Annotated in this window: 26 protein-coding genes and 1 pseudogene; 13 read left to right on the top strand and 14 right to left on the bottom strand. The window is 56.1% G+C overall.

Features of this window, described 5'->3' with window-relative positions; translation table 11 throughout:
- Positions 1 to 5 precede the first annotated feature (5 nt).
- Positions 6 to 623: a trimeric intracellular cation channel family protein gene (locus N879_RS12370; protein WP_009462658.1), complete on the top strand. Its 618-nt coding sequence runs from the start codon at positions 6 to 8 to the stop codon at positions 621 to 623.
- 20 nt (positions 624 to 643) lie between these two features.
- On the opposite strand, the gene N879_RS12365 is transcribed toward N879_RS12370, so the two are convergent.
- From N879_RS12365 to N879_RS12350, 4 genes are all read right to left on the bottom strand, one after another.
- Positions 644 to 1,378 carry an LrgB family protein gene (locus N879_RS12365; protein ID WP_021447054.1) on the bottom strand — a complete coding sequence of 245 codons (735 nt, stop codon included), beginning with the start codon at positions 1,376 to 1,378 and terminating at the stop codon, positions 644 to 646.
- Positions 1,378 to 1,728: a CidA/LrgA family protein gene (locus N879_RS12360; protein ID WP_009462654.1), complete on the bottom strand. Its 351-nt coding sequence runs from the start codon at positions 1,726 to 1,728 to the stop codon at positions 1,378 to 1,380. Before N879_RS12360 ends, N879_RS12365 begins: the two co-directional genes overlap by 1 nt.
- A 144-nt stretch (positions 1,729 to 1,872) precedes the next feature.
- Entirely contained in the window at positions 1,873 to 2,370 is a 498-nt protein-coding gene (locus N879_RS12355) for a RidA family protein (protein WP_009462652.1), read from the bottom strand.
- Positions 2,371 to 2,462: 92 nt separating this feature from the next.
- On the bottom strand, positions 2,463 to 2,840 hold the full coding sequence (locus tag N879_RS12350; protein ID WP_009462650.1) for a RidA family protein: 378 nt from the start codon (positions 2,838 to 2,840) through the stop codon (positions 2,463 to 2,465).
- A gap of 117 nt (positions 2,841 to 2,957) precedes the next feature.
- Here N879_RS12350 and N879_RS12345 point away from each other — a divergent pair, with 117 nt between their 5' ends.
- From N879_RS12345 to N879_RS20790, 8 genes and pseudogenes are all read left to right on the top strand, one after another.
- Entirely contained in the window at positions 2,958 to 3,833 is an 876-nt protein-coding gene (locus tag N879_RS12345; RefSeq protein ID WP_009462648.1) for an ATP adenylyltransferase family protein, read from the top strand.
- A 332-nt stretch (positions 3,834 to 4,165) separates the two neighbouring features.
- Positions 4,166 to 4,945, top strand: a complete 780-nt coding sequence (locus N879_RS12340) for a response regulator transcription factor (RefSeq protein ID WP_009462646.1) — start codon at positions 4,166 to 4,168, stop codon at positions 4,943 to 4,945.
- Between the two features lie 278 nt (positions 4,946 to 5,223).
- Positions 5,224 to 5,343: pseudogene (locus tag N879_RS20975) on the top strand (ESPR domain-containing protein); the annotation flags it as partial.
- A 111-nt stretch (positions 5,344 to 5,454) separates the two neighbouring features.
- A complete protein-coding gene (locus N879_RS12335) occupies positions 5,455 to 10,872 on the top strand; it encodes a YadA-like family protein (protein ID WP_235484293.1) in 5,418 nt (1,805 codons plus the stop codon).
- Between the two features lie 107 nt (positions 10,873 to 10,979).
- A complete protein-coding gene (locus N879_RS12330) occupies positions 10,980 to 11,549 on the top strand; it encodes a SecDF P1 head subdomain-containing protein (protein WP_152978318.1) in 570 nt (189 codons plus the stop codon).
- Between the two features lie 42 nt (positions 11,550 to 11,591).
- A complete protein-coding gene (locus N879_RS12325; RefSeq protein ID WP_009462640.1) occupies positions 11,592 to 12,389 on the top strand; it encodes a winged helix-turn-helix domain-containing protein in 798 nt (265 codons plus the stop codon).
- A gap of 527 nt (positions 12,390 to 12,916) precedes the next feature.
- On the top strand, positions 12,917 to 14,620 hold the full coding sequence (locus N879_RS12320; RefSeq protein WP_021447052.1) for a sodium:solute symporter family protein: 1,704 nt from the start codon (positions 12,917 to 12,919) through the stop codon (positions 14,618 to 14,620).
- 33 nt (positions 14,621 to 14,653) lie between these two features.
- Positions 14,654 to 14,776, top strand: coding sequence for a putative transporter small subunit (locus N879_RS20790; RefSeq protein WP_009462638.1), 123 nt, complete (start codon positions 14,654 to 14,656; stop codon positions 14,774 to 14,776).
- Positions 14,777 to 14,992: 216 nt separating this feature from the next.
- Here the strand turns inward: N879_RS20790 and N879_RS12315 are convergent, their stop codons facing one another.
- From N879_RS12315 to N879_RS12305, 3 genes are all read right to left on the bottom strand, one after another.
- Entirely contained in the window at positions 14,993 to 15,652 is a 660-nt protein-coding gene (locus N879_RS12315) for a LysE family translocator (protein ID WP_021447051.1), read from the bottom strand.
- Position 15,653: 1 nt separating this feature from the next.
- Entirely contained in the window at positions 15,654 to 16,424 is a 771-nt protein-coding gene (locus N879_RS12310; RefSeq protein ID WP_031232762.1) for a 2OG-Fe(II)-dependent halogenase WelO5 family protein, read from the bottom strand.
- Between the two features lie 89 nt (positions 16,425 to 16,513).
- Positions 16,514 to 17,149: a threonyl and alanyl tRNA synthetase gene (locus tag N879_RS12305; protein ID WP_009462632.1), complete on the bottom strand. Its 636-nt coding sequence runs from the start codon at positions 17,147 to 17,149 to the stop codon at positions 16,514 to 16,516.
- Positions 17,150 to 17,235: 86 nt separating this feature from the next.
- Between N879_RS12305 and N879_RS12300 the strand changes: the two genes are divergently transcribed.
- Positions 17,236 to 18,177 carry a LysR family transcriptional regulator gene (locus tag N879_RS12300; protein WP_051359130.1) on the top strand — a complete coding sequence of 314 codons (942 nt, stop codon included), beginning with the start codon at positions 17,236 to 17,238 and terminating at the stop codon, positions 18,175 to 18,177.
- Here N879_RS12300 and N879_RS12295 read toward each other — a convergent pair.
- Together N879_RS12295 and N879_RS12290 are read right to left on the bottom strand one after the other, a co-directional pair.
- Complete coding sequence (locus tag N879_RS12295) at positions 18,174 to 18,698, bottom strand: carboxymuconolactone decarboxylase family protein (RefSeq protein WP_009462628.1); 525 nt, start codon at positions 18,696 to 18,698, stop codon at positions 18,174 to 18,176. The two genes, N879_RS12300 and N879_RS12295, sit on opposite strands and share 4 nt — an antisense overlap.
- A gap of 103 nt (positions 18,699 to 18,801) precedes the next feature.
- Positions 18,802 to 20,127 carry an aspartate aminotransferase family protein gene (locus N879_RS12290; RefSeq protein WP_022983376.1) on the bottom strand — a complete coding sequence of 442 codons (1,326 nt, stop codon included), beginning with the start codon at positions 20,125 to 20,127 and terminating at the stop codon, positions 18,802 to 18,804.
- Between the two features lie 155 nt (positions 20,128 to 20,282).
- Here N879_RS12290 and N879_RS12285 point away from each other — a divergent pair, with 155 nt between their 5' ends.
- The gene (locus N879_RS12285) at positions 20,283 to 21,170 is read left to right on the top strand and encodes a MurR/RpiR family transcriptional regulator (RefSeq protein ID WP_235484291.1); all 888 of its coding nucleotides are present in this window, start codon (positions 20,283 to 20,285) and stop codon (positions 21,168 to 21,170) included.
- A gap of 5 nt (positions 21,171 to 21,175) precedes the next feature.
- Positions 21,176 to 22,213 (top strand): C45 family autoproteolytic acyltransferase/hydolase, encoded by a 1,038-nt coding sequence (locus N879_RS12280; RefSeq protein WP_009462624.1) that lies wholly within the window; start codon positions 21,176 to 21,178, stop codon positions 22,211 to 22,213.
- Positions 22,214 to 22,281: 68 nt separating this feature from the next.
- Here N879_RS12280 and N879_RS12275 read toward each other — a convergent pair whose 3' ends face one another.
- Entirely contained in the window at positions 22,282 to 22,845 is a 564-nt protein-coding gene (locus N879_RS12275; protein ID WP_021447048.1) for a cob(I)yrinic acid a,c-diamide adenosyltransferase, read from the bottom strand.
- A 9-nt stretch (positions 22,846 to 22,854) separates the two neighbouring features.
- Positions 22,855 to 23,379, bottom strand: coding sequence for a GNAT family N-acetyltransferase (locus N879_RS12270; protein WP_009462620.1), 525 nt, complete (start codon positions 23,377 to 23,379; stop codon positions 22,855 to 22,857).
- A gap of 111 nt (positions 23,380 to 23,490) precedes the next feature.
- Here N879_RS12270 and N879_RS12265 point away from each other — a divergent pair, with 111 nt between their 5' ends.
- On the top strand, positions 23,491 to 23,796 hold the full coding sequence (locus tag N879_RS12265; RefSeq protein WP_009462618.1) for a copper-binding protein: 306 nt from the start codon (positions 23,491 to 23,493) through the stop codon (positions 23,794 to 23,796).
- A gap of 228 nt (positions 23,797 to 24,024) precedes the next feature.
- On the opposite strand, the gene hslU is transcribed toward N879_RS12265, so the two are convergent.
- The 3 genes from hslU to dksA form a co-directional block, all read right to left on the bottom strand.
- Positions 24,025 to 25,362, bottom strand: a complete 1,338-nt coding sequence (hslU, locus tag N879_RS12260) for an ATP-dependent protease ATPase subunit HslU (RefSeq protein ID WP_009462616.1) — start codon at positions 25,360 to 25,362, stop codon at positions 24,025 to 24,027.
- A 17-nt stretch (positions 25,363 to 25,379) separates the two neighbouring features.
- Positions 25,380 to 25,913: an ATP-dependent protease subunit HslV gene (gene hslV, locus N879_RS12255; protein ID WP_009462614.1), complete on the bottom strand. Its 534-nt coding sequence runs from the start codon at positions 25,911 to 25,913 to the stop codon at positions 25,380 to 25,382.
- 340 nt (positions 25,914 to 26,253) lie between these two features.
- Positions 26,254 to 26,691 carry an RNA polymerase-binding protein DksA gene (gene dksA, locus N879_RS12250; protein WP_026484112.1) on the bottom strand — a complete coding sequence of 146 codons (438 nt, stop codon included), beginning with the start codon at positions 26,689 to 26,691 and terminating at the stop codon, positions 26,254 to 26,256.
- Between the last annotated feature and the right edge of the window lie 42 nt (positions 26,692 to 26,733).

Below are 26,733 nucleotides of genomic sequence, written 5' to 3'. Positions count from 1 at the left end.
ATATCATGCTCTTACTTGTTCTCTACATTATCGCCATCACCGCAGAGGCCATGACCGCAGCGCTGGCCGCGGGCCGTCGTGACATGGATTGGGTGGGGGTCTGTACCATCGCCTGTGTCACCGCTCTGGGCGGTGGCTCGGTGCGGGACGTGCTTTTGGGGCATTACCCGCTGACCTGGGTGCAGCATCCTGAGTACCTCTGGATCACGGCAGGCGCGGCCATCCTTACAGCTTTGATCGCTCCGATCATGCGGCGTTTGCACAGCCTGTTCCTGCTGCTCGATGCCATGGGACTGGTGGTCTTTACCGTGATTGGCTGTCAGATCGCACTGGAAATGAAGCTGCCCATTACGGTGGTGCTGCTAAGCGGCATGATTACCGGCTGTGCCGGTGGCGTCTTGCGCGACATCTTGTGTAATGACATCCCCTTGCTGCTACGCAAGGAGATGTATGCCAGCGTTTCCATGCTGACAGGTGCTTTGTATTTGGGTGCCCAGCACCTGGACTGGCACCCGTATGTGACCCTGCTGGGCCCCATGATCATCGGCTTGAGTTTTCGTATGCTGGCTTTGCACCGCAATTGGCAGATGCCCCGCTTCGTCTATCGAGACGAGTGGCGCTAGAGCCAGCCTGTCTTGCCGGGTCAGGCCACGCCTAACCAGCGCAGGACTATAGGAACAAAAGGAACCAGCACGGCAGTCATGATCCCGTTCAGGCTCAGGCCAATGGCGGAAAATGCCCCAATCGTTTCGTGAACCTGCAAGGCACGTGCCGTACCAATGGCATGTGCCGTTACACCCACCGCAAAGCCCCGAGCCTCGGGGCGATCAATACGCAGCAAGTTCAACAGCGGGCGCGCCATGATCGTGCCCGCAATCCCGGTAATGGCAACCGCCACAGCAGCCAAGGAAGGCTGACCGTCAAATTGTTCTGCCAAGGCCATGGCAATCGGCATGGTGGCCGAGCGTGGGGCAACCGACATGATGGTTTCAATTGATCCGCCCAAAGCCCAGGCAATCAGGACCGTGCTGAAAATAGCGGTAACCGAACCAATGATCAGGGCAATGGTCAGCGGCTTCCAGATCTTGCGCAGCTGACGCAGTTGACTGTAGAGCGGTACAGCCAGGGCGACGGTTGCCGGTCCAATCAGGAAGTGAATGAACTTGGCCCCTTCAAAGTAAACGGGGTAAGGCGTGCGGGTCAGCAAGAGCAGGGCCACAATCACAACGACCGAGACCAGAATCGGCAACAAAAAGGGGCTACTGCCGGACTGGCGGTACATCCAGACCGAGCCTGCGTAGACCGAGCAGGTCAAGGTCAGCCACAGCAGGGGCGAGCTGGATAAAAAGACCCAGATTTGAAAAAGTCCGTCCGTCATTATTCTTCTTCCTGACGATTCTTAAGCAGACGATTGAGCACCAGGGCTGTGACCACCATGGTGATGACGGTGCCGCCCAGGGTGGCGATCAAAAAGGGCTGCCATTCCTCGGCTACCCGATCAAAATACAACATCACGCCAGTGACAGCGGGGATGAACAGCAGCATCAAGTTCTGCAACATGACACTGGCCGTGCTCTCCAAAGAGCTGGGCACGCCGCCTCGAATCAGCAAGGCGGCAGTCAGAAGCAGCATGCCGGCCAAAGGGCCTGGCAATGGCAAGGACAAGGTCTGCACCAGGATCTCGCCTAATAGCTGAAAGGCGAAAAGGGCAGTAATCGCGTAGATCATGAGAGTTTCCGTAAAGGCACGAAAACGCCAGGCGGCAAGCCTGGCGTAGGTAAGGGGTCTGGCTAAGGGGTTAGTGTGCCATACAAGATAGCCAGGCTGTAAGCGTGCTGCTTATATCGAATTGCCTATAGTAAGTGGCCTGCATCAATGCTTGGCGGGGCTGTTTTGCGCACCCACCCAGGCCTGAACCTCGATTTCCACATCCACACCACCCGCCAGTTTGGCTTGTACCAGAGAGCGGGCCGGGAAGTTGCTGCCCAGGCGTTCTTTATAGATTTTGTTGAATTGCTCGTACAAGGCAATATCAGATAAATAGACCGTGGCTTTGATGACATGGCTGAAGTCGGCACCTGCCAGCTTCAGGGTCTCTTCAATCCGGTCCAGCGTGGCATTGGTTTGATCTTCAATGCTGCCGCGTATGATTTCGCCTTTTTCATTCAGCGGGATTTGTCCCGACAGGAATAGAAAGTCCCCGGCCTGCACGGCGCGGGAAAAAGGCATGTCCGAGTCGCCCAGATAGCGTTTGATCGCAGTCGGTTCTGCGGTTTTGCCCGTGTTGGCGGCATAGGCGAGGTTGCTGGCGCCAAGACCTAAGGCAGAACAAGCCAGCAAAATGTGACGGGCCGAAGCAAAAAAACGCATCAGGATTCTCCTTGGACTAGGGGAATTCAGTGTGCCATAGCCAGGGCCAGGCAGCGTTAATTTGTGTGACGGCCCGTCGGCCTTAAGGCTGCTTAGGCGCGATCGCCCAGCCAGGCCTGCACTTCGATTTCTACGTCTACGTTTTTGGCCAGCTTGGCTTCAACCAGCGAGCGGGTAGGCAGGGTGTCGCCAAAGCGCTCGGCGTAGACTTTGTTGAAGTCGGCAAACAAGGCCATGTCGGATAACCAGACAGTTGCTTTGACTACATCGGCCAGGGTGGCGTCAGCCAGAGCCAGGCCTTCGATCAGGCGATCAAAGACGGCGTGGGTCTGGTCCTGGATGGAACCGCGCACCACTTCACCTTGGGCGTCGTAAGGAATCTGGCCGGACAAGAACAGAAAGCCGCCAGCCATGGTGGCACGCGAGAAGGGTAGTGGCAGTGGGCTGGCAATACGGCGGATACCGGACATGGAATACTCCTGATAGGGATGGTGGAAAATTCGGACTAGGCAGCAATGCGCGTTTATTCGCGTCTCTTGCCTACAATAAGGCGTCACTATACAACTTCAAATGAGGAGCGAGACGACGTGAGCAAGGAAATTTTGCAACGCCTGGACCAACTGAGCCAGGCCGCGCTGGCCAGCGGTGATTTGTTGCCCGTGCAAGCTCAGGAAGAGCTGCTGCACGATCAGGGACTGACATTTTTTGTGCGTTGGGTATCCACTCTGGCGGCCAAGGATGCCGCCAGCGTCTCGATTCCAGGTGGACCACGTGACCCCAACTTCAATCCCTTTTTGCCACCTGCTCCGGCACTGACAGTGGATGACGCCAGTAGTACGCACAATATCGTGCTGAACAAGTTTGCCGTCTGTGATCTGCATCTGGTGCTGGCCGACAAGGTGTTTTCCGAACAGCTCAGCCCGTTGCGCGAGATTGATTTCCGAATTCTGGCGGATTTCCTGGCCGTGCAAGGCGGTCTGGGCTTTTATAACGGCGGTGGCCCGGCTGGGGCCAGTCAGCGTCATAAACATACACAATGGATTCCGCAGGCGGCTAGCAACGGCTCGCTGGCCCTGTATCTGGACAAGCTCCCTGCCCAGGCTGCGGCAGGCAGTGCGCATCAACATCCCGCGCTGGCTTTTGAACACTGTTTTGTGCGGTTGCAGGATGCGCAGGAGCCGGATGTCTTGACAGCCAGTCTTTTGAGTTCGTACCGAAATGCCTGCAATGAGTTGGGATTGGAAACGGCAGAAGATGGCTTGCTGCCGCCACATAATATGTTGGCAGGCCAGGGGTGGATGCTGGTGGTGCCTCGCAGCGTGGAGTTAGTTGACGGTATTTCGGTCAATGCACTGTCGTATGCAGGCTGCATTTATGTGCGTACCCCCGAGCAAATAGATCTGGTCCGCCAAATTGGCCCACTGGGTGTGCTGGCTCGTGCAGGCTATGCTCGCCGCGCCTGATTCTTGGGTTTGACCCAGCTGGACACGATGAACCCCGCTACAGCGGGGTTTTTATTTGGATTTTCCGTAGCTTTATGAATCTATATTTACTCTTTAGAAACAAAAATAAAATATGGATGTTTAATGCAGGTTTAATTTCTATTCGTTGCGGTTTGCTAAGCAATTAATGGGTGTTTAAAGAAAGAAATTGAAATAGTGTAACTTTTGTTTTTGGAAATTAAGTAAATAGGGGGTTTAAGAAAAATAGCTCATTTATAAGCAAGTCTTCTTGATTATTAGAATTTGTTCTAATTTGGAGTAATACGGCCTGTCTGATCTTGGGTGGATAGCTTATGCACGTCTCGTCTGAAGCTCATATTCTATTTATTGCTCCGGAACCGGCCGGTGTTGCAGACTTGCTGGTTTTATTACGCACTAATTTTGGTCGAATCAGTTTTGCGCTGGATGCGCAACAAGGTCTGGCTCGATGCCAGTCTCTGCGGCCTGATTTCATCTTGAGTGAATATCATCTACCTCGCTTGCGCGGGGATTCTTTCATGCGTCTGTTGCGCGCCAACCCGCAGACGGCGGCTATCCCTGTCGTATTTCTGTCGGCCTTGTCGTGTGCTGACAGCCAGTTGATGGCGTTGCGCAGTGGTGCTCGTGACTTCATCGACTATCGAACGAATGTGCAGTTGGTACTGGAACGGATTCGTTTGCATCTGAGTTTGAAGGAGATGCCTCAAGCGGGTGGTTCTCATGATTCCCCTTCTAGCCTGGAGGCTTGTCATGGGCTGCAGGTGCGCCATCATTTGGTGCAGGCTGTGCAGCAGTACGTGCTTCACAATCTGTCTGAGCCCCTGAGCACAGAGAGTCTGGCCGACTTGTTCGGGACGACGGGTAGACGCCTGAATGAGCTTTTCAAGACAAGCTGCGGCTTGACTGTGCATGATTACGTGCGTTCCAGCCGGATGAGATATGCCATGCATTTGCTCAGGGGCACGGATATAGCTGTCACGAACGTGGCGGTTGAGGCCGGTTATGTGAACCCTGCCAATTTTGCTACTGCCTTCAGGCAGTACAGCGGCTTGTCACCCTCAGTCTACAGGCAGCAGAACAGAACTAGTATTTAGAGCTAAATTTAAATTGATGATTCAATGAAAGCTCATGTTTTGCAATAATTCAAACGGTTAACGTAAAAATTCAAAAGTAATTATTAAAAGTTGGTAAGAGAATAAAAAATATCCGAATAGGTGTAAGGGTTCGGTAAGACTTTTCTGAGTAATAAATTTCAATTTATCGCCATAACGAGGTGAGGGGCTGTGCTGTGCCTTGAAACTTTGTTACGCCAGCGCGAGGAATGAGCTCAGGGGGGCAGACATGACTAATTACTTTTGTAAGCGAACAGATCATGAACAGAATCTATAAGTCGGTTTGGAACGAGCGGACAGCAACCTTTGTGGCTGTTGCGGAAAATACCAAAACCTGCGGTAAGCGCAGCAGCGCAGGGTGCAGTGCATCGCCAGCTTTTGCAGGCTTGCGACCGGTCCTGCAGTTGCGCTCAGTTGTTCTGTCTTTACTGCTCCTGGGTGGACTTTCCTCTCCTGTTACCGCCCAGATAACAGACGGTTGGGAGCTTAGCGTGGATGGGGCCACTCCCTTCCATGTTATTCCGGGTGGGGCGTTCGTCCTGAGTTCGGGCAGTAATATGGTCTTGACCCAGACAGGTCAGGCCGTCTCTGTTGCATTGAGCTCTGAACTTAATGTGGACTCTGTCACGGCCACTGGCGCAATCAAAGGGGCGAGTGGGGAATTCACTGGGCAGTTAAGCGCGGGCTCAGCCGTCTTGCAAGGCGGATTACAGGCAAGCTCTGCGGCTATTACCAATACTGTGACGGCTGGTAATGTGAACACCGGTGGTTTGACAGTTGCAGGCAACAGTAGCTTGCGCGGGGTGAATGTAAATAACAACAAAATCACTGGCTTGGCGGATGCGACAGTCAGCGCTGCCAGCACGGAGGCAGTGTCTGGCAAGGTTTTGTATGGTGCGTTGAACTCGGGCGATGGAATGAAATATTTCCATAGTAAGTCAACCAAGGCCGATTCAGTGGCCAGTGCAGCGGATGCGCTGGCTATCGGTCCGCAGGCTTTAGCCTCCGGTGAGGCAGCTCTGGCGGCGGGGCTGCAGTCCCAGGCTGCGGGCAAGGAATCGGTTTCCCTGGGTGCTCGTGCTGGAGTCGACAACACGGTTGTCAATGGGGTGATGATTGGCAGTGATGCCGGGATACAGAGCAAAGGCAATGGCTTGGTTGCTTTGGGTAACAAGGCGGGCCAGCGGCTGGAAGGTAACAATAATGTAGCAATTGGTAATGCGGCGGCCAGCTTGGTCGATCCTCTGGAAGTCGACAACACGGTTGCGGTTGGTAATCAAGCCCAGGCCAAGGCAACTGGAGCTATTGCGGTGGGCAATAGCGCGAATGTAGGTTTGTTGGCGACCAATGCAATTGCATTGGGGCACAACTCCACCGTTGCGCAGGATGCTGCCGGGGCAACGGCGGTGGGTTCAGGAGCAAGGGTTTGGGGCGTCGCTGGTACCGCAATGGGCACTGGTGCAAGTAGTTCCGGGACAGGATCCACAGCGATTGGTAACGTGGCCGAGGCATCCGGTAGTGCTGCTTTTGCCGGGGGGAGTGGCTCCAAGGCATTCGGTAGTAATTCGGTGGCAGTAGGCGCAGGGGCGATGAGTAACACCACTTCAGGTGTGTCTATTGGAGAAGGCGCCGGCTCGAATGCGGGTACACCGGTGATTGGCAACCGCTTCGGTCAAGTGGCTGTAGGGGGGCTGGCAGGGCAGGGAGTATATGGTGGTTATAACGTCGCTCTTGGCTACAAATCAGGTAGTGATATCACGGGCGACGATACGGTTTCTATTGGACGGGAGGCGGGCAACAAGCTTACTGGCGACCGTACGGTCAGCATTGGCTACGGTGCCAATAATCTGCCCGGTCAAACGGGTTCAGGCAGCCCGGTTGCCCCACCCGTGAAAGCGGCACATGCAGTCTCCATTGGTGAGCGGTCTCGTTCAGGTGCAGATGGCTCTATTGCATTGGGTTCCATGGCTACCGTCGTTGATTACGATATTGGCGGCATTGCGATTGGTAATCAGGCATTGGTTTATGCGGGTACTTCAACCAATGCGGCTGCAGGTGGAATTGCGTTGGGCGATCAGGCTCATGTCACGCATGCCAATAGCGTTGCAATTGGTGCCAATTCGAGGTCCGTCCAGACAGTGGGAGCGGGTTACGGTTCCGCATCTGGGGCATTGTTACCTTCATCCAGTGTGTCAATTGGCACGGTAGGAGGGGAGCGTCGCTTAAGCAATTTGGCTGCTGGCCGTTTGGATACGGATGCAGTCAATGTCAGTCAGCTCAAGCTGCTCCATGGAGATTTAACGGCCATTGTGGGTGGCAACTTGAAATGGGACGCAAACGGGCAGATGACTGGCCCGGCATTTATTATTAAAGACGAAAACGGGAATGATCATACCTATACCTCTATCGGGTCCGCATTTGAGGCCATGCGCACGGGGGTAGCAGGAGCGATTTCGGGACTGTCTGCTGTCACCTACTCCAATGCCGATCGCAGCTTGATTGATCTTGACAGTTCGACAGGAGCACCTGTGCGAATTTCCAATTTGGCCGCAGGGATAGCTGCAGGTGATGCTGTCAACAAAGGACAGTTGGAAGAACTGGAGTCAACGCTGATTGCGAGCCGCCAGCGCTATGTCAGTGTTAACTCCTCCAATAACCCCAATGAAAATAATAACGGTGCCACTGGTGCTGATGCGATAGCCATTGGGGCTGTGGCTCGTGGTTCCGGAACAGGGGCAACGGCGATTGGCTTGAATTCATCAGCGGGTGGGTTGACGCAGGCAAATCTGACCACCGCTATTGGTTCACATACCGAGGCCTCGGGCTTGGGGGCTACCGCCTTGGGCACCTCTGCCACGGCAGCGTCCGAGAGCTCCATTGCCCTTGGTCAGGAGTCGCGGGTATCGGATACGTCGAATTACGCGGTGGCCATTGGCTACAAAGCAGAGGTGATGGGTGATGCGCTGGCGCATGCCAAAGGAGCTGTGGCAATCGGGGAGCAGGCTCGAGTTACCCAGGAAGGGGGGATTGCTTTTGGACGCAATGCCTACGATCAAGCGATAGATGGCATCTCGATTGGTACCAGTTCCAGTGTTGCTCGGGGAGCATCGCAGAGCGTGGCGCTGGGCAGTGGCTCCTCGGCCTCGGGCAGCCAGTCCGTGGCGCTGGGCCATCAGGCTTTTGTGGCAGGCAGTGGCTCCCTGGCCTTGGGTCAAGGCAGCAAGACCCGTGCCAGCAATGCTGTGGGGGCCGGTTCGGATGTCGAGGCTGATGGTCGCCGTTCCATTGCTGTGGGTGACAAGGCCAAAGCCGGCTGGATTGAAGAAAAAACAGGTCCCAATGGCTTGATCGAATACATCCTGCACGGTGAAGGGGCGATGAGCGTGGGCGCAGGCTCCAACGCCAAGGAAGATGGTGGCTTGGCCCTGGGCTTCAAGGCCATTTCCGAAGGCCTGGATGCCTCGGCTCTGGGGACTAATGCCCAGGCTTTGGCGGCCGGGTCCCAGGTCTGGGGTAAGGATACGCGCGCTTCTGCCGAGAAGTCGCTGGCGATGGGGCAGGGCGCGATTGCCAATGAGACGGCAATTCAGGGTATGGCTCTGGGTGCGGGTGCAACCGTGTCGGCAGCCGGTGCAGTGGCGCTGGGGGCGGGGGCCACAACGAATGCGGCTTACACGTCCTCGACTGCGCGTTATACAGGCACGGTTACCCAGGAAGCCAGGCAGGGTGTGGTATCGATCGGTAATGGTTCAGAAAAACGCCGTATCACCAATCTGGCCGGTGGTCAGGATCTGACTGATGCGGTCAACGTTGCTCAGTTGATCAAGCTGGACCAGGATCTGACGACCCTGGGGACCAACTACAGCGGCAATAACTTCAGTAGCGGCAACAGCAATACGACGATTCACAAGAATCTGGGGCAACGCCTGGAGATTCTGGGTGGGGCGACGACTGCGGGTAATTACAGCGGTGCCAATCTGCGCACCCAGGTCCTGAATGGTCAGTTGCAGGTACAGATTGCCGAGACCCCGTTCTTCAAGGGTGCTGATATGGGCAGCCAGAAGATCACCAATGTGGCCAAGGGAACCACAGGTACCGACGCGGTGAATCTGAGCCAGTTGACGGACGCCGAAGGTGGCTTGACGGCCAAGGGCATGGAGTTTGCTGCACAAAGCGGTACAGCCGTACATCGTGATCTGGGCCAGACACTGACCATCAAGGGCAGCAATGCCAATCTGAGTACCTCCACGGTGGGGGGCGATACAGTGCAAGTGGCTCTGAATGATGATCTGACACTGACCAGCGTCACCACAGGTGATACCGAGATGACGACCGCGGGAGTGAAGGTCAAGGGTGCCACGGGCAAACCTGATGTCATTCTGGGCAATACCGGCTTGACGATCGGGCAAGTCAATCTGACCAATGCCGGTCTGACCGCCTTCAATGTGGTGATCAATGACCAGGGCATCAATGCTGGTAATCAGAAGATTACCGGCGTGGCCAAAGGCGTGGCGCCTACTGATGCGGTGAACGTCAGTCAGTTGGAAGGCCGTGATGATGGTTTGACCGCCAAGGGCATGAACTTTGCGGGCAGCACCGGCACGGCAGTGCATCGTGATCTGGGAGAGACGCTGAAGATTGTGGGCAGCAATAGCAATCTGAGCACCAGTGGCGACGGCGGCGATACCTTGAGCATTGCCTTGAATGACGATCTGGACCTCAAGAGTGTGACCGTGAAAGGCACGGGTGGCGCTCCTGATGTAGTCATGAATAATCTGGGCTTTGCCATCGGGACGAACATTGCCTTGAGCACTGCCGGACTGCGCGCTGGCAACGTGATGGTGTCGGCAACGGATAATGACATTACCGGCTTGAGCAACCGTACCCTGACGGGGGCCAACTTTGGCAAGAGCGGTCGTGCCGCCACTGAAGAGCAACTGGATCTGGTGCGGGGCGAAACCCAGAATCTGGGGGATCGTGCTGTCAAGTACGACCTGAATCCGGACCAGTCAGTGAACTATGGCAAGGTCACCATGGCCGGAGCCGAGTCTACTGATGGCGGTCGTACGGGTGGCACGGGCATCACTAATGTGGCGCGTGGTGATATCTCCGCGAACAGTACCGATGCGGTCAATGGCAGCCAGATTCACGATATGGGTGAAAGCATCGCCAGCGGCATGGGTGGGGGTTCGAAGTTCGAGAACGGCAAGCTGGTTACGGAGCTGAACGTAGGCGATAAAACCTACAACAACGTGAACGATGCTTTGGGTGGCTTGAATACCAAGGTAGAGAACGTGACCGAGCTGGCCAGTGCGGGCTGGAACATCCAGACCAATGGCGATACGGCCAGCAATGTGGCCCCCAAGTCTACAGTGCAGTTCCTTAATGGCGACAACATCGAAATCTCGCGCTCCGGTACGGACGTGACAGTAGCCCTGGCGCAGGACATCAAGGTGAACAGTGTGGTGGCCAAGTCCGTCACTACCAATGAAGTGAAGATTGTCGATGGCCCAACCATGAATCAGCAGGGTATCGACATGCACGACAAGACCATCAGCAATCTGGCCGATGGTCAGGCACCGCAAGATGCCGTCAACGTGCGGCAGTTGAACCAGGCGACCTCCAATATCACCAATCAGTTCAACCATCTGGACCGTCGTATCGACAAGGTGGAGAACCGGGCGAGTGCTGGCGTGGCAGCCGCCATGGCAATGGCCGGTTTGCCGCAAGCCTATGTTCCCGGCAAGAGCATGTTCTCCGTTTCTGGCGGTGTATGGCGTGGTGAAAGTGGCTACGCCATGGGTTTGTCCACGGTGACAGACAGCGGCAGTTGGGTCCTGAAGGGCAACGTTGCGGGATCCTCCCGTGGTGATTACGGTGGCTCGGTGGGTGTGGGGTATCAATGGTAAAGGGGTGAGGGATAAGGGTCGCGTGCCTGGGCACGCGGCCCTTTTTTCTGGGCTATGCCCGGTGTCTTGAACGGGGCCGCAGCGGCGGGTCAAAGCGGAGAGTGAATATGGCGACAACGCATAGTCAAACAGGGCAAGCAGTACTGGGCACGGCGATAGGCATGATGCTGTTTTTACTGGCCGGGTGCCAGACCACAGCAGCAGGAGGCGGGGCTGATTTGAGCCCGCCTGCACTGGCAAGCAACTATGAGCGGGAAGGGGCAGATGGAACACGCAGTTTTTTGGCCTCTCAGACACAGCGCTCGGTGCAGGTTCCTCAAGTAGATTTCTACGTGGGAATGCGCCAAGCCTCCCCCGGTCTGGTGCAAGTGCAGGGACCGCAAGGCCCTCTGTGGTTGTATCCGCAAGTTGTTGTGCAACGCAGCGATTTGACGCGTGTGGCGTCCTTGCGGACCGAACAGGGACAGCATCTTGTTCGATTCCAACTGAATTCTTTGGGCGCGCGTAAGTTGGCCGAGATCAGCTCTGGTAATGTGGGAGCCTTGCTGGTTTTGGTCATGGAAGATCAGGTGGCACAAGTCGCCCGAATTGGCGAGCCCTTGAAGCAGGGGGCTATTTATCTATCCATGCCTGACGACGCAGCAGCACAGCGTTTGTTAAGGCAGGTCCAAGGGTAAAAAAACATAAAGTGCCTGATAGGGCCAGCAAGGGTGAGGACTATGACGGTAGAACAGATTTTTCTGTTGTATGACGACAAGGCTGGTTTGCAGCAGATCGCTTTGGAGTCGGAGCAGTGGGGGGGCAGGATCCAGACGGTAGAGACGATGGAGCAGTGTCTGTCTCAGGCACATGCTTGCGGGGCGGAGACGGTGTTTGCTTTGGTGTGTCAGGCAGACAACGTTTTTTTACACATCAATCGTTTGCGTATGGATTTTCCTGCTGCCGGCGTCATCGTTGTGCGGCGCGACAAAATGGCCGGCCTGGAACGTGGACATTTGTTGCTTGCCGGGGCGGACGCCTGCTTCGATCAGGAGGTTTTGCCGGTGGAGGTGGTCGCTTGCGTGCAGGCCTTGCGCCGGCGTGGTTATGCTCTGCAGCGAAGCTTGCGTGGTTCTCCTGCAGAGCCGGTCAAAGCAGGCAATATCGCTTATAGATCCGAGCAGGAGCCAGATTCCCAGCTTTGGGATTTGATGGAGAATGGCTGGACCATGATCACGCCCAGAGGGCACTCGGTCATGTTGACTCGCGGCGAGCGACGTATTGTCCAGGTTCTCTTTGCTGTCAGCCCCCAAACCGTAGAGCGCGATCGTCTTTTTCCGCTGGAGGACGGGCGGGAGGCAACTGCCCGTTCTGTGGACGTTTTGATCAGTCGCTTGAAACGTAAATTAACCGCCATGGGAGAGGAGCTGCCCATTCGTTCGGTGCGCGGGGAAGGCTACGCCTTTGTGGGTAAAGTGCCCGTAGCATGTCAGGAGCTGGCACGCGTGAGCCTTAATAATGATGAGGTCTATGAATGACTCGGAAAGGGCTTGATAGCCCGTTCTCGATGCTGAAACAGCATGATATAGACCCTTAAATTTTAAATATGTATAATTGGTCGCTCTGGTTCATTGAATCAGCTTCTCGAGCAGGCCGTTCAGGTGCGACAAAATTGCATAAAAAAATGACGGCCCGTTCTTCAACAGGTTGTTGCACAACAACCCGGCTTTAGCCCGAAACACCTTGCCCGGCCCTTGGGTCGCGGAACAACCAGCCGACTGTCTCACACGACATCGGCCTGCAACAGAGCGGCTTGTCTCTGGCCATGTTTATTTGCTGTAAGGCCCGCAGACTCGCCGCAATGTGAGGCACTTTGCGCTGTGTCTTGCTTTTTTCTCGCTTTGGCTTGTGCCAAGGGCGGGGGCGTGTGCGCGCGCGTTCGGTTCAAGTGTTTCGGTTCTGGTCCTGGGATGGGTGTCGCCCAGCGCGTTAATGCGGAATCGGCATGCATGCGAGTGAGCCAGGTGGTGCAAGTGGCTCTCGCGCAGAAGAGAAAAGGAAAGACATGCAAGAGGCGGAGTTTTTTACGCTTTCAACCACGACGGCCATATTGTTATTGGTCGGCTTTTATGGCGCGACGTTCCTGATGTCGCTCATGATTGGTCAAAAGAAAGAAAACGTGGACGGATACATGGTATCCAACAGTGCGGTGGGGTTTGGCCTGTCGGCGGCCAGCATGATTGCCACCTGGGTATGGGCGGCGTCGTTTTATGCAAGCGCGACCTCGGGCTTCAAGTACGGGCTATCCGGCCCTCTGCATTACGGGCTATGGGGAGCCTTGATGATCTTGTTCATCTACCCCTTCGGGCGACGTTTTCGCCAGTTGGCCCCGCAGGCGCACACCCTGGCCGAGGTGCTGCATGCACGGCACGGCTCGTCCAGCCAGATGATTATGGCGATTTCCAACGTGGTAGGCAGTGGTATCAGCCTGATGGTGAACTTCACCGCGGCAGGTGCGTTGGTCTCGATCCTTAGCCCTCTGACATTTATTCAAGGTGTGCTGATTGCGGGTCTGGGCGTCTTGTCCTATACCCTGTGGTCGGGGTTCCGCGCCTCGGTGATGACGGACTTTGCCCAGCTGGTTGCCATGATTTTGTCGGCCGTGGTCATTATCCCGCTGATTTTCTTTAACGCCGGTGGCCCGGAGATGGTGCAGGCCAACTGGTGGCGTCTGGATTCCGAGCAAGCCAACTTCTATTCCACCAAGGCAATTCTGGAGCAGGGGGCGCCGTATTTTGTGGCGGTGCTGGCTTACGCGATTGGTAACCAAACTATTGCCCAGCGCCTGTTCGCCGTACGCGAGGACCTGATCAAACCCACTTTCCTGACGGCCACCATTGGCTATGGTGCCGTGGTGATTGGTCTGGGCATGTTGGGTTTGCTGGCTCTGTTCACCGGCTTGCAGCCTGTGGATGGAAACATGAACAACATCATCCCGCAGATGGCGTCCACCTACTTGCCGCCATTTGGCATTGCCTTGTTCTTCATCCTGGTGGTGGGCTCCTTGTCTTCCACGGCGGACTCGGACCTGGCTGCACTGTCGGCCATTGTGATGACCGACATCTACGCCAAGAACATTGCACGTGGTCGTCCAAAACCAGCCCGCATGTTGTGGTGGGGCCGTATGACCATGGTGGTTGCCACGATGGTGGGTGTGATCTTCGCCAGCCTGAAGCTGGATATTCTGGTCATGCTGGTGTTTGTGGGTGCGTTGTGGGGCGCGATTGTGTTCCCGGTCATTGTCAGCTTTTACTGGGATCGTGTTACCAACAAGGCCTTTAGCTGGTCGGTGTTGTGTGCCGTCGTGCTGTTTACGATCGTGCGTTTCGAGCTGATTCCTATCGAAGGTGCGGTCGCCGTGTTCTACGAGATTACCGCTTCGATTGGTGGCGGTGTGGTTGCCGGTCTGATGGCTTTTGCCTTCTTCCGCAGCCGTATTGCGATTGCGGTGGGGGTGATTGCCACTGCGATTCTTTTGCCCAACTTCATTGGCTTCTTGCGTGAGTACATTGTTTTGCTGGGTTCCCTGACCGCCTATGGCGTTAGCGCTGTGGTGTGTGTGGCCATCAGCTTGCGTAGTCAGGAACGCTTTGATTTCTCTGTGCTTGCCGAGCGTGTGCAGTCGTTTCACTACGATGACACACCTGCACCGAGCAAGCAGAAAGTTCGGGAGTCGAAACAAGGTGAGCCGGCCTCGGCTCGTGCTTGAGAGTATGAGACAAGACGTTAAAAGGAGAACACTATGCTTATGACGATTTACTTTCTGGTCTGGCCGGTCATGTCGGCCATCATTCTGGTTCTGCTGGTCGGTAACCTGGTACGTGACTGGCGCAACGCCCGCAAGACGGGTGAGTCCATGGTCTAAGGAGTAAAAATCCCCGCCCTGTGTTCAGGGCGGGGATTTTTTATGGTGTGCAGAGCCCAAGCCAAGACCAAAGCGCCGCATAGGTGCCAGACGGTGCTCAGGCCAAGATGGTGAGTACAGGCATGAAGTCAAACCTGTGTGCTGTTTAGCGTCTGATGGTTCTGCTGCGCAGACCTTATCACTCGTAGCCTTGGGCTCCATGGCTTGTTGGCGGGCTTAAAGCAGGATGCGCTGACCGGCATGGATCAGCAGGCGCAGCGAAAACCCCAGCAGTAGAACCCCTGTCACGCGCTCAAACCAGGTCCCCATACGCAGGAATCGCTGACGTACGCGAGGATTGGTAAAGATCAGGCTGACCACAATAAACCAGCCCGCATTAACCAGGCACATCCAGACGCCGTAGAGCATCTGGGTCGTCAAAGGCGTGCTGGCGCTGACCACGGTAGTAAACACGGCCAGAAAGAACAGCGTAGCCTTAGGGTTGGTGGCATTGGTCATGAAGCCCAGCGTCAAGGACTGGCGCACGCTGACAGCAGCGGGTTTGCCATTGTCGGACTCGGCCAGGCTCACTTCCATCGGTGTGCTGGCCTGGCGCAGGAATCCCCAGCCTATATAGAGAAGGTAGGCACCTCCCAATACCTCGGCCACACTCATCAGCCAGGGGGTGGAGTGCAGCAGGGCTCCCACGCCCATCAAGGTATAGATCACATGCACGGAGATTCCGGCGCCAATACCAATGGCAGTGGCAATACCGGCCTGGCGGCCTAGCCGCACACTTTGGCGGATGGTGACAGCAAAATCTGGTCCAGGGGCAATAACGGCCAAAAAATGAATCAAAGCCAGAGTAGCGAACTCTGGCCAATAGGTTTGCAACACGTTAACTCCAGAAGGTCAGCGGCATGGCCGGACCGCGATATCCCACAAAGCAAGACAGGCTCAGGCGCAAATCGCCCTTGCCGGGGGTGACGGCATGCATTTTGCGAGAATTGAAAATAATCAGATCGCCCGGACCGGGGCGTATCTGTACTTCGGGGGTGCCCAACAAATCAGGATGGATGCCATAGCTGTCGCCACGCATTTCATCAAATTCATCCGGGCTCAGTTCGGTTTGCCAGATTTGCAGTTCACCTCCTTGTTCGGGCATTTTCAAATAGACATTGGCGGCCAACTGGCCTTGTAGACTGATGGCCTGGTAATTACCGGGGGCGTCCTTGGCCAAAATGTCGTGATGCGCCAGAAAGCGCACATCGGGTTGCACCACGCGCGACAAACCCACATACATTTTCTTTCCGTACAAGGTCTCCAGTGTGGCTCCGGCAGGCCAGACTTCATCCAGCGTGCAACGCAGCACGTCAATCGGGGACAGGTAGGGGGCGCAGCGGCGGCGCAGTTCGTCGATATTGTCAAAAACCCCCTCGAAATAGGAGGCCATGCGTTCGGGCTGGTTTTCGGCTTCGTAAAAAGCCATGCCAATGCGGCCAATGCTCGGAGCGTTCACATAGCGATCAAAGCCTTTGTCTATGATTTGCTCGCCCAGCTTTTGTGAGGTGGGCGCATCAATGAAGCCGGAGAGGCGGATAGCCAGGAGTTCGCCATTTAGCAGGGACTGCATATGCTCAGTCCGCAATCGTTCGGTCTCTAAATACATATCTCACTTCCCTTGGGGGTTCTAAAAGAATTGTTTTTCTTTTCCGATAATAGCCAAAGCTAATACACTGCCATGGTTTTTGTTATTTATTAATTCATCATTTCATAATGAATGCTCAATTCATCTTTTTTGTTTTTTATACGGATTATTTTCAGTCCATTTAATTCGGATGTGTTTTCAACATGTGTGCCGCCGCAGGGGTAGCACCCCAGGCTACCAATCGCAACCTCGCGGAGCCCTTCCTGAAAACTGATGGAAATTGGCTGAGCCAATTGAATCTGTTCAGCACAACGATTGGACAAATCATCCAGAAAGGGGGGCAGAGCATCCTTGGGGTTGCGAAAGACCACCCGTGACTCGCCCCGCCAGTGATGCGCCTTTACGGCCTGCCAGCCTATGCGTTCAACCAGATGGCCGATAAGGTGGCCGGCCGTATGCAGGCGGGCGTGCTCCAGTCGGTGAGCGCGATCAATATGCAGTTCTACGAGCCCCAGGGGCAGGCGCACATGCAGGTAGTGCAGCACGTGGCCGTCGCGGTTTTGAGCCACATGCAGGACCTCGTGCCCATTTATCGTGCCTTTGTCGCAAGGCTGACCTCCGCCTTGGGGATGAAATAAGGTTTTATCCAGCCTGACAGCATAACGCTCATTTTCGGAGTGATAACACTCCAGGATTTCCGCTATGCAGGTAAGACTATTGCTAGTCAAATATAATTTATCTTGCATTTTATTACCTGTAGGTTGGTTTTAAGGCATTGTAGGCATAGTGAGCAGTCCTGATAATTGCAATTCATTGAAATAATTTATTCCCTATGAGCACAAGTAATCTCACTTCCCTGATGAGCGATATGGTGGTTTTTGTCAAAGTGGTGGAGACCGGCAGCTTTTCCGAAGCCTCTCGCCACCTGGGCTATACCCCGTCGGCAGTCAGCCGCTCCATTGCGCGTCTGGAGAAAGGTTTGGGAACGCGGGTATTGCAGCGCACGACGCGTAAATTACGGCTAAGCGACAGTGGCCAGGCGATTTACGAGCATGCCCGTGACATGCTGTCCTGCGCCCAGGCCGCGATGGAGATCTCAGGGCAGTTCCAGACCGAGCCGGAGGGGCAGATACGCTTGAGTGTTCCCAAAGCCGTGGGGCATTTTCTGATTCATCCGCATATGCCTGATTTCCTGGCGGCGCACCCCAAAGTGAATGTGCTGATGAATCTGGATGATCGCTATGCAGACCTGATCGACGATCAGCTGGATCTGGCGATACGCATCACGGATCAGCCGCCGCCTGGTTTGATGGGGCGTCATCTGACGGATATTCGGCATGGCTTGTACGCCAGTCCGGATTATCTGGCCGAACACAGCCTGCCCGTTCATCCCCAGCAGTTGCGCGAACATAGCTGCATCTACCTGGGCGAGGCACCCAGCGATTCACGTTGGCGTTTCAATAAAGGCGGGCGGGTACTGAATGTGTCGGTTAGCGGGCGCTATGCGGCGAACCATACGGGTGTGCGTCTGGATGCGGTAGAGCGTGGTTTGGGGATAGGCAGTTTGCCCTGCTTTGTGGCCAGGGAGCCGGAGCTGGAAGGGCGTATTGTGCGCGTGCTGGCCGATTGGGAGTTCCGCACGCAGTATTGTGGTGCCTTGTGGGCCTTGTATCCGCCCACCCGCCATTTGCCTCCCAAATTGCGTTTGTTTGTGGAGTTTCTGGCGGGGCGCCTGGGAGGTGGCCGGACGGAGGCGCTCAAGGTGCCGTTTTAACGCGAGTCGTCGGAATGAATGTGCAAGGCTTCAAGGAAGCGCGACACCATATTGTAGGTAGCGATGGTGGTGGTCAGCTCAACCGTCAGTTTTTCATCAAAATACTGGCGTACGTCCTGAAAAACAGCGGGCTCCACTTGCACATTCAGAGTCATGGCATCGGTGTAAGCCAGCACAGCACGCTGAATGGGCGTGAAGGCATCGGAGTCTTGCCAGTCGGGCAGGGCATCCAGTTGGGCTTGACTCAGCCCCTCTGCCAGCGCGATAGGGGCATGTTGATCGGCCTCGTAAGGGGCACGGTTCAATAGGGCTACGCGCATGATGACCAGTTCGCGCAGATCGCCTGGCAGGCTGCTGTTGTGGCGTATGCCGGTCAGGTGATTCAGCCAGCCTTTGGCAATGGGTGGGCTGTGCAGCAGCATCTGGTACAGGTGCAAGACGCTGCCGCGCTCTGCAATGATCTGTTCTACCAATGGGGCGGCGTCGGGGGCTTTCAGGTCAGCATAGGGTAGGCGGGCCATGGTTCTCCTTTATGTATAACTAGCGGTGCCTCTTGCGGCTGGCTTGCCGCAGCGCAGTCAGCAGAGCGTTCTGACTGTTTGTTCGACGCTCTGCTCGACGGGTTTATCGGGGCAGGATGTGTTCGATGGTTTGGGTCAGACGTGTCACGATTTCGTGAATGTCGGCCTCGGTGCAGATAAAGGGCGGTGCCAGCAAGATATGGTCGCCGTGAACTCCATCTATCGTGCCACCCATAGGGTAGAGCATCAAACCTTGGGAAAACGCATGCTGCTTGATCTTGGCGTGGGTTTTCAAGCCAGGGTCCAGCGCTTGCTTGCTGGCCTTGTCTTGCACCAGTTCGACTCCGACAAACAGGCCACGACCACGTATATCACCCACATTGGGGTGGCTGTCCAACGCCTGATGCAGCTCCCGGCGCAATTGCTCGCCGCGCTGACGGACGTTTTCCAGCAACTGGTCTTGCTCAATCACTTGTTGCACGGCTAAAGCACCAGCGCAGGCTGTGGCGTGACCCATATAAGTATGGCCGTGCTGAAAAAAGCCCGAGCCATTCAGGATGGCCTGGTAAATCCGGTCACTGGCCAACATCGCACCAATAGGCTGATAGCCCGCCCCCAGACCCTTGGCAATGGCCATGATGTCCGGCACGACTCCGTCCTCTTCGCAGGCAAACAGATAGCCGGTACGCCCCATGCCCGACATGACTTCATCCAGAATCAGCAGCACGCCGTGCTTGTCGCAGACCCGACGGATCTTTTTCCAGTAATCGCCTACTGGCGCCAAGGCACCAGCGGTCGCGCCCACTACAGTCTCGCCGACAAAGGCCGCGACGTTCTGGGGACCCAGGCTTTGAATCATGTCGTCCAGTTCCTGAGCCAGACGGTCGGCATATTGCTCGGCACTTTCATCACTGCCTTGGTCGCGGTAGGGGTAGCAGGGCGAGACATGCTGGGCCGGAGCCAGTAGAGGCAGGAACGGCTTGCGACGCCATTCATTGCCGCCAATGGCCAAAGCCCCCAGCGTATTGCCGTGATAGCTCTGACGGCGTGCGATGAAAATATGACGCTCGGGCTGGCCAATCTCCACGAAATATTGCCGTGCCAGCTTCAGGCTGGCTTCTACGGCCTCCGAGCCTCCGGACAGAAAGTACACATGGTCCAGATCACCGGGGGATCGGCTGGTCAAAAAATCTGCCAGGTCCTCGGCGGCCTGGCTGCTGAAAAAGGAGGTGTGGGCGTAGGCAATCTGGTCCAGCTGTTGCTTGATGGCAGCGATCACAACAGGGTGGCTATGGCCCAGGCAGGATACGGCCGCGCCACCGCTGGCGTCTATATAAGCGTTGCCATTGCTGTCCACGATGCGGATACCATCACCTTTGACGGCGCAGGGCAAGGTTTGTTTGGGGTTGCGATGAAAGACATGTGTCATGGCGCAGATCCAGAAAGTAGGCCCGGAAGGATTTTCAACGTATGTTGAATATATAATAATACTTTCAACAAATAAATCATCATTGATTTGTCGGGACAGGTGGATAAAGGCCTCACTGTTGCGCCCAGACTGCATTTGCGCCCGATATATACTTGATGTCCCCTTTTGAAGCGTGTTGGCCCATGAACTCCTTGAGCAATCTGACCGAGCGTATTCAGGCAGTGTTTGCCACCATGTCGCCGCAGTTCCAGCAAAGCGCGCGCTATGTGCTGGATCATGCCGATCAGGTGCCCTTGATGTCCATGCGTCAGTTGGCCGCGCAGGCACAGGTGCAGCCTGCCACCTTGCTGCGCTTTGCCCAGTCTTTGGGCTTTGGCGGTTGGGCAGAGTTCAAGGCTGTGTTTACCCAGGCGCTGCATGGCCAGGGTGCACGGCGTTATGCCGATCAGGCCCGGGCGGTGGTACGCAATCGAAATAAAGAAGATCGCCTGGCGCAGACGCTGACAGCACAAATGGATACTCTGGCGCTGCTGCGCGAGGTGAATGAAGCACGCTTGCCACAGGCTGTGGAATTGCTGAACAAGGCCAAGCGGGTTTTTGTGGCCGGGTTCAGAGCCTCTTTTGCACCCGCTTTTTCCTTTCATTATCAGTACCGTCTGTTCCGGCCCTCGATTGGCTTGTTGCGTGGCGAGTCCGGTACTCTGGATATGGATCTGCGGGCGCTGCAAAAAGGGGATGTGCTGGTCTTGTTCGGTTTTGCACCGTATTCCCAGGAAGCCGTGCTGGCCCATGCAGCGGCCCGACAGGCAGATGCACAAATCCTGGCGATTTGCGACAGCTTGCTTGCCCCTATTGCGCAGCAGGCAGATGCCACATTATTGTTTGGAACCGACAGTCCGTCTTTTTTTCCTTCTCTGGTTGCTGCGCAGGCACTGGTGGAGGTCTTGCTGGAACAGGTTCTGGCCAAGGCGGGCAGTCGTGCTGTCAGCGGTATTGAGTTGGTTGAAAATCAATTGCACCAGTCCGGTGCTTACTGGAAATAGACGCAATGGCTAAGTTGTCCTATCTGGAGTTAAGTGGTGGTCCCAAAGAAATTGGCCATTCTTTGGGACGTTTCGGAGCCCCCGCCGTGCATGCCTACTTGCTGAACTCAGCAGCATGGCAAGGCATCATGCAATCGAAGGGGACGGCTGTAGCCGGTCAGCTGGCTCAGTACACCGAGCGTTATTTCCCCCGAATATGGACCGAGCTCCAGGGCCTGGCATTGGGTCTGGAGCTCCCCTTTGAGGATGTTTTCTTGTGGAATTGCCGGGGCGACTTGTGGGCCATGGCTCCCGATGGTTGCACCACCGTGCAAATGCCCGCCCAGGGCGAGCCTCGTCTGGTGCATAACGAAGATGGTGATCCAGGTTTTGCCGGTTACTGCGGGGTGGCCAAATTCATCCCCGACAGCGGCATGTCCTTTGTCTCTTTTCTTTACCCTGCTTCCTTGCCGGGCCATAGCTTTGCAGTGACCCAGGCCGGTTTGGCCATGACGGTGAATAATGTGCGGGCTCGGCATGTGGCCCCAGGGGTGCCGCGCATGGTCCTGACCCGCGCCATGCTGGATCAGCCTGATCTGGATCAGGCAGTAGGGATCTTGCAGGATCACCCACGTTCCGGCGCTTTCCATTTGAGCCTGGCGCAGCGTGGCGATCCACGCTTGCTGAGCGTGGAGTTCAGTGCCGAGGCCGTTTCTGTGCAGACCATTGAGCAAAACCATCTGCACGCCAACCATGCGGTACATCCGTCCATGAAAGGCTTTGAACAGCGTATTACCCGGTCGTCCGAACTGCGGCAGGAGCGTGGGGATCAATTGTTGGCACAAGCCGGTGCTGCGCTTGATCCTTTGACCGTCCTGGCGGATCAGCACCATGCGGAATTTCCGATCTGGCGCTGTGACCCAGCGGACAGTGATGCGGAAAACACCCTGGCTACTGTGGATATTCAGGTGGGCAGCCAGTCCTTGAAGTGGCAGGTCTATGAGGACCCCACGGACGAGCCTGTGCTGAGGTTTGCGGATACCACTCGCATTGATCTGGCCTGAAAAGGAATAGGGCTCTGCTAAAGCAGGGTCCTATTCTTATAGTCGCAGTCGCAGTCGCGATGGGGCGATCAGCCCTTGCCAGGCTCGTTGCGCTTGGGCTCCCACAGCACGTCAGAGCGGCCTGCATGGCGGTTCAAGGTACGCGCCAGCACAAACAACAAATCCGACAGGCGGTTCAGATACAAGCGCGGGCCTTCTTGCGGCAAGGATTCTGAGGGCACCGCCACGACGCTACGTTCTGCACGACGCGCCACACAACGCAGTACATGTGCTTGTGCGGCTGCGGGGCTGCCACCGGGCAAAATGAACTCTTTGAGTATGCCCAAGGGCTCGTTGTAGTGACGAATCGCTTGGTCCAGACGTTCTACATGGACGCTGCCTATGACCTGATGGCCAGGGATGCACAGCTCGGCCCCCATATCGAACAAGTCGTGCTGAATGTCGGACAGCAGGACATCAACATCCTCGGGCAGTGCCATGCTGCGCAAGACGCCGATATGGCTGTTCAGTTCATCCACGTCGCCCAGGGCATGAATCAGGGGGGCAGTCTTGGGCAGGCGGCTGCCATCGCCCAGGCCCGTTGTGCCATCGTCGCCGGTGCGGGTGCTGATAATGGAAAGTCGTGTGGACATGAAGAAGCCTTATGTTTCGGCAGGAGTAGGGGTGCCTTGAGCCAAATTGACCAGGGCATCGCCAGTGACGCGTACCACGCGCCAGTCTTCCAGCACTTGGGCCCCCTGATACTTGTAGAAGTCGATTGCGTTCTGGTTCCAGTCCAGTACTACCCACTCCAGGCGGCCACAGCCTTGGGACACGGCCATTTGAGCCAGATGGCGCAGGGCAGCAGCGCCCAGACCGTGCTTGCGGTGAGCCGGGTCTATATACAAATCCTCCAGATAGATGCCGCGGCGATCCAGGAAACTGGAGTAGTTGTAAAACCACATAATGTAAGAAATTGGTGCGTCGGGCTGATCCTCAGGAGTAATCACCAGGCAGTAGGCACTGGGCTCGTCGGAGAAGAAACTGTTGCGCAGAGACTCAACGCTGGCCTTGAAAATATGCTCCAGTTTCTCAAAGGCGGCCATATCGCGCATCAGGCCCAAAATGGCCGGAAGGTCTGCGGGGGTGGCTGGACGCAGCACATACCCTTTAATAAATTCGCTCATGCTTTTGCAAAGGTTTAGCGTTATGCTTGATCGGAAACAGACGCCTCAGGCGTCCGAAAGTAGGCATTATGAGCTAATTGTCTGGCTCTGCCCAATTTGCAGGAGTGAAAAATGACGTGGACGAAACGAAGCGCAGCCTTGGCGTTGGGAACTTTGGGTGTGGTAGCTGGCTCGGCATATGTCGTGGTCGCCCAGGCTCAGGAAGCCAGTGCGTCGGGTGAAGTGCGCCGACTGGATGCCGAGGCCGGCAAAATTACCATCAAGCATGGTGAGATCAGCGACCTGGAACTGCCCGCCATGACATTGGTGTACAAAATTGATCCCGCCTTGCTGGCCAACATCAAACCGGGTGACAAGGTAAAGTTCACTGCCAAACGTGACGGTGGTGATTACGTGGTCACCAAGATCAGCAAATAAGCCTGTTTGAGTGGGTTGATAAAAGCCGGGTTCGCCCGGTTTTTTCATCTCCGACGCAGGAGAAACACTGGTGTGGGTTCGTGGTCGAGATGACAGGGTGATGTGATGACCATCGCGTTTACGTTGACAGGGTAGAGCCTGATGCCGTGTTGGATGTGGTCTGCAAGCGAAATGTAAAAAAAGGGGCAGAGAAATCTGCCCCTTTTTCATGTCCGATCGAAGTCAGGCTTACAGCACGTAGCGCGCCAGATCCTGGCTGGCTGCGGTTTCCTGCAGCTGTCTGTTCACGTAGTCCGCATCAATGACCACGTTTTGCTCACCGTGGCTGCCAGCGCTGTAGGACAGCTCTTCCAGCAGTTTTTCCATGACGGTGTACAGGCGACGGGCACCAATGTTTTCGGTACGCTCGTTGACCTCAAAGGCCAGCTCGGCCAGACGCTGGATACCGTCGGGACGGAAGTCCAGTTGTACGTCTTCGGTGCCCAGCAAGGCTGCGTATTGCTTGGTCAACGAAGCGTCGGTCGTGGACAGAATCTGTACAAAATCCTGGGCGCTTAGCGATTCCAGTTCCACACGGATGGGGAAGCGGCCTTGCAGTTCAGGAATCAGATCCGATGGGCGGGACAGGTGGAACGCACCCGAGGCAATAAACAGGATGTGGTCGGTACGTACCACCCCGTATTTGGTGGTGACGGTGGTGCCTTCTACCAAAGGCAGCAGGTCGCGCTGCACGCCTTGGCGGGACACATCGCCGCCGCTACCCTGGCTTTCGCCTCGCGCCGTGATCTTGTCGATCTCGTCCAGGAACACGATGCCGTTCTGCTCGGCGTTGGCCACTGCAGCAGTGCGCAAATCGTCTTCATTGACGCGACGGGCCGCTTCTTCTTCGGTCAGTTGCTTGAAGGCTTCCTTGACTGTCAGCTTGCGGGCTTTGGTCTTTTCCTGACCCAGACCGGAGAACATGCCGCGCAGCTGCTCGGTCATCTCTTCCATGCCGGGAGGGGCCATGATTTCCATACGAGGCATGGCCTGGGCCATCTCGATTTCAATCTCGGTATCGTCCAGCTTGCCTTCACGCAGGCGCTTGCGGAACACCTGGCGGGCAGAGTTGTCCTCGCGTTGGGGTTGACCGTGGGCATCGCGCGAAGGGGGCACCAGCACGTCCAGAATACGGTCTTCAGCGGCTTCCTCGGCCTGGGTGCGCACACGGCGCATTTCGATTTCGCGGGTTTGCTTGACCGAAATATCCACCAGATCGCGAATGATGGTTTCAACGTCGCGGCCTACATAGCCCACTTCCGTGAACTTGGTGGCTTCGACCTTGATGAAAGGCGCATTGGCCAGCTTGGCCAGACGACGGGCGATTTCGGTTTTACCCACGCCGGTGGGTCCGATCATCAGAATGTTCTTGGGGACGATCTCGCTACGCAGGGGCTCGGCAACCTGCTGGCGGCGCCAGCGATTGCGCAGGGCCACGGCCACGGAGCGCTTGGCCTTGCCCTGGCCAACGATATGCTTGTCCAGTTCGGAGACGATCTCTCCGGGAGTCATATTAGGTGTAGACATGGTGGTGTATCCGGCTGTCAGAGTGTTTCGACGATATGGTTCTGGTTGGTGTAGATGCACAGATCACCTGCGATCTCCAACGATTTCTTGACGATGTCGGCGGGAGCCATATCGGTGTTTTGCAGCAAGGCCATGGCGGCAGATTGGGCATAGGAGCCGCCCGAGCCGATGGCGGCCAGGCCATGTTCGGGTTCGAGCACGTCGCCATTGCCGGTCAGCACCAGCGTGTGCTCCTTGTCCGCCACCAACAGCATAGCTTCCAGACGGCGCAGAACGCGGTCGGTGCGCCAGTCGCGCGTCAGTTCGACGGCGGCGCGCAGCAGGTTGCCCTGGTGCTTTTCCAGCTTCGCTTCAAAGCGCTCTTGCAAGGTGAAGGCGTCAGCCGTCGCACCGGCAAAACCGGCCAGGATGCTGTCATTGTACAAACGGCGAATTTTGCGGGCCGTGCCCTTGATGACGATATTGCCCAGGGTGACCTGACCATCGCCGCCAATGGCGACCTGATCTCCGCGGCGTACACAGACAATAGTAGTGGCGTGAAATTGTTCCATGATTTCCTTCCTTTAAGGTTCCCATCTGGGGGCCGGGCAAGAAATTTCAAGCGCATGACAGCAGGAAGTTTTTGCCGACTGAGGGTCGTGCCTGGTAACCGGGCTGAAACAGGGTGGCTTCCCTTGGCAGGGGCTGTTGCAGGGGTTCTCGTATGTCGCCTGGCTTCTTGGCGTGCAAGCAGCCTGTTGGCCTGCTAGCGGTAGACGCAGCCGGCTTTTTTGAGCCTGCTTATTTTCAGCAGCGTACACAAGTGGGTTGGATCGAGTTGGGTGACCCACAAAAAAGCCCGCCAGAATGATCGGGCGGGCTTTTTATCAGGGTGATGGGCGTTGCCGCCTATCAATCCCCAAACATCTTTTGACGCTTCTCGCGACGCTCCTGGGCTTCCAGAGACAGGTTAGCCGTTGGGCGTGCCAGCAAACGTGGCAGGCCGATGGGCTCGCCGGTTTCCTCACACCAGCCGTATTCGCCCGAATCGATCAGGGCGATGGACTGTTGCACTTTCTTGAGCAGTTTGCGTTCGCGGTCGCGGGTACGCAGCTCCAGAGCGTGTTCTTCTTCGATCGTGGCACGGTCAGCCGGGTCAGGAACGAACTGGGTTTCACGCAGGTTTTCCGTTGTAGCACCCGCGTTGGCCAGAATGTCTTGCTCCAGCTGGCGCAAGCGATGCTTGAAAAACTCCAGCTGGGCGGCGTTCATGTAGTCTGACTCAGGCATCGCCAAAAGCTCCTGCTCGGTCAGCAGGGTTGTAGTACTGTCATGTGACTTAGTTGCCATGATGCTTACCTCTTGTTGACGTCTGGGAGCCTGTAACTGTCG

Origin of the sequence: Alcaligenes sp. EGD-AK7 (assembly GCF_000465875.3) — a bacterium.
Taxonomy (GTDB): domain Bacteria; phylum Pseudomonadota; class Gammaproteobacteria; order Burkholderiales; family Burkholderiaceae_B; genus Alcaligenes; species Alcaligenes phenolicus.
The sequence above is the reverse complement of the archived record's forward strand: the minus strand, read 5'-3'. Positions and strand labels throughout refer to the sequence as shown.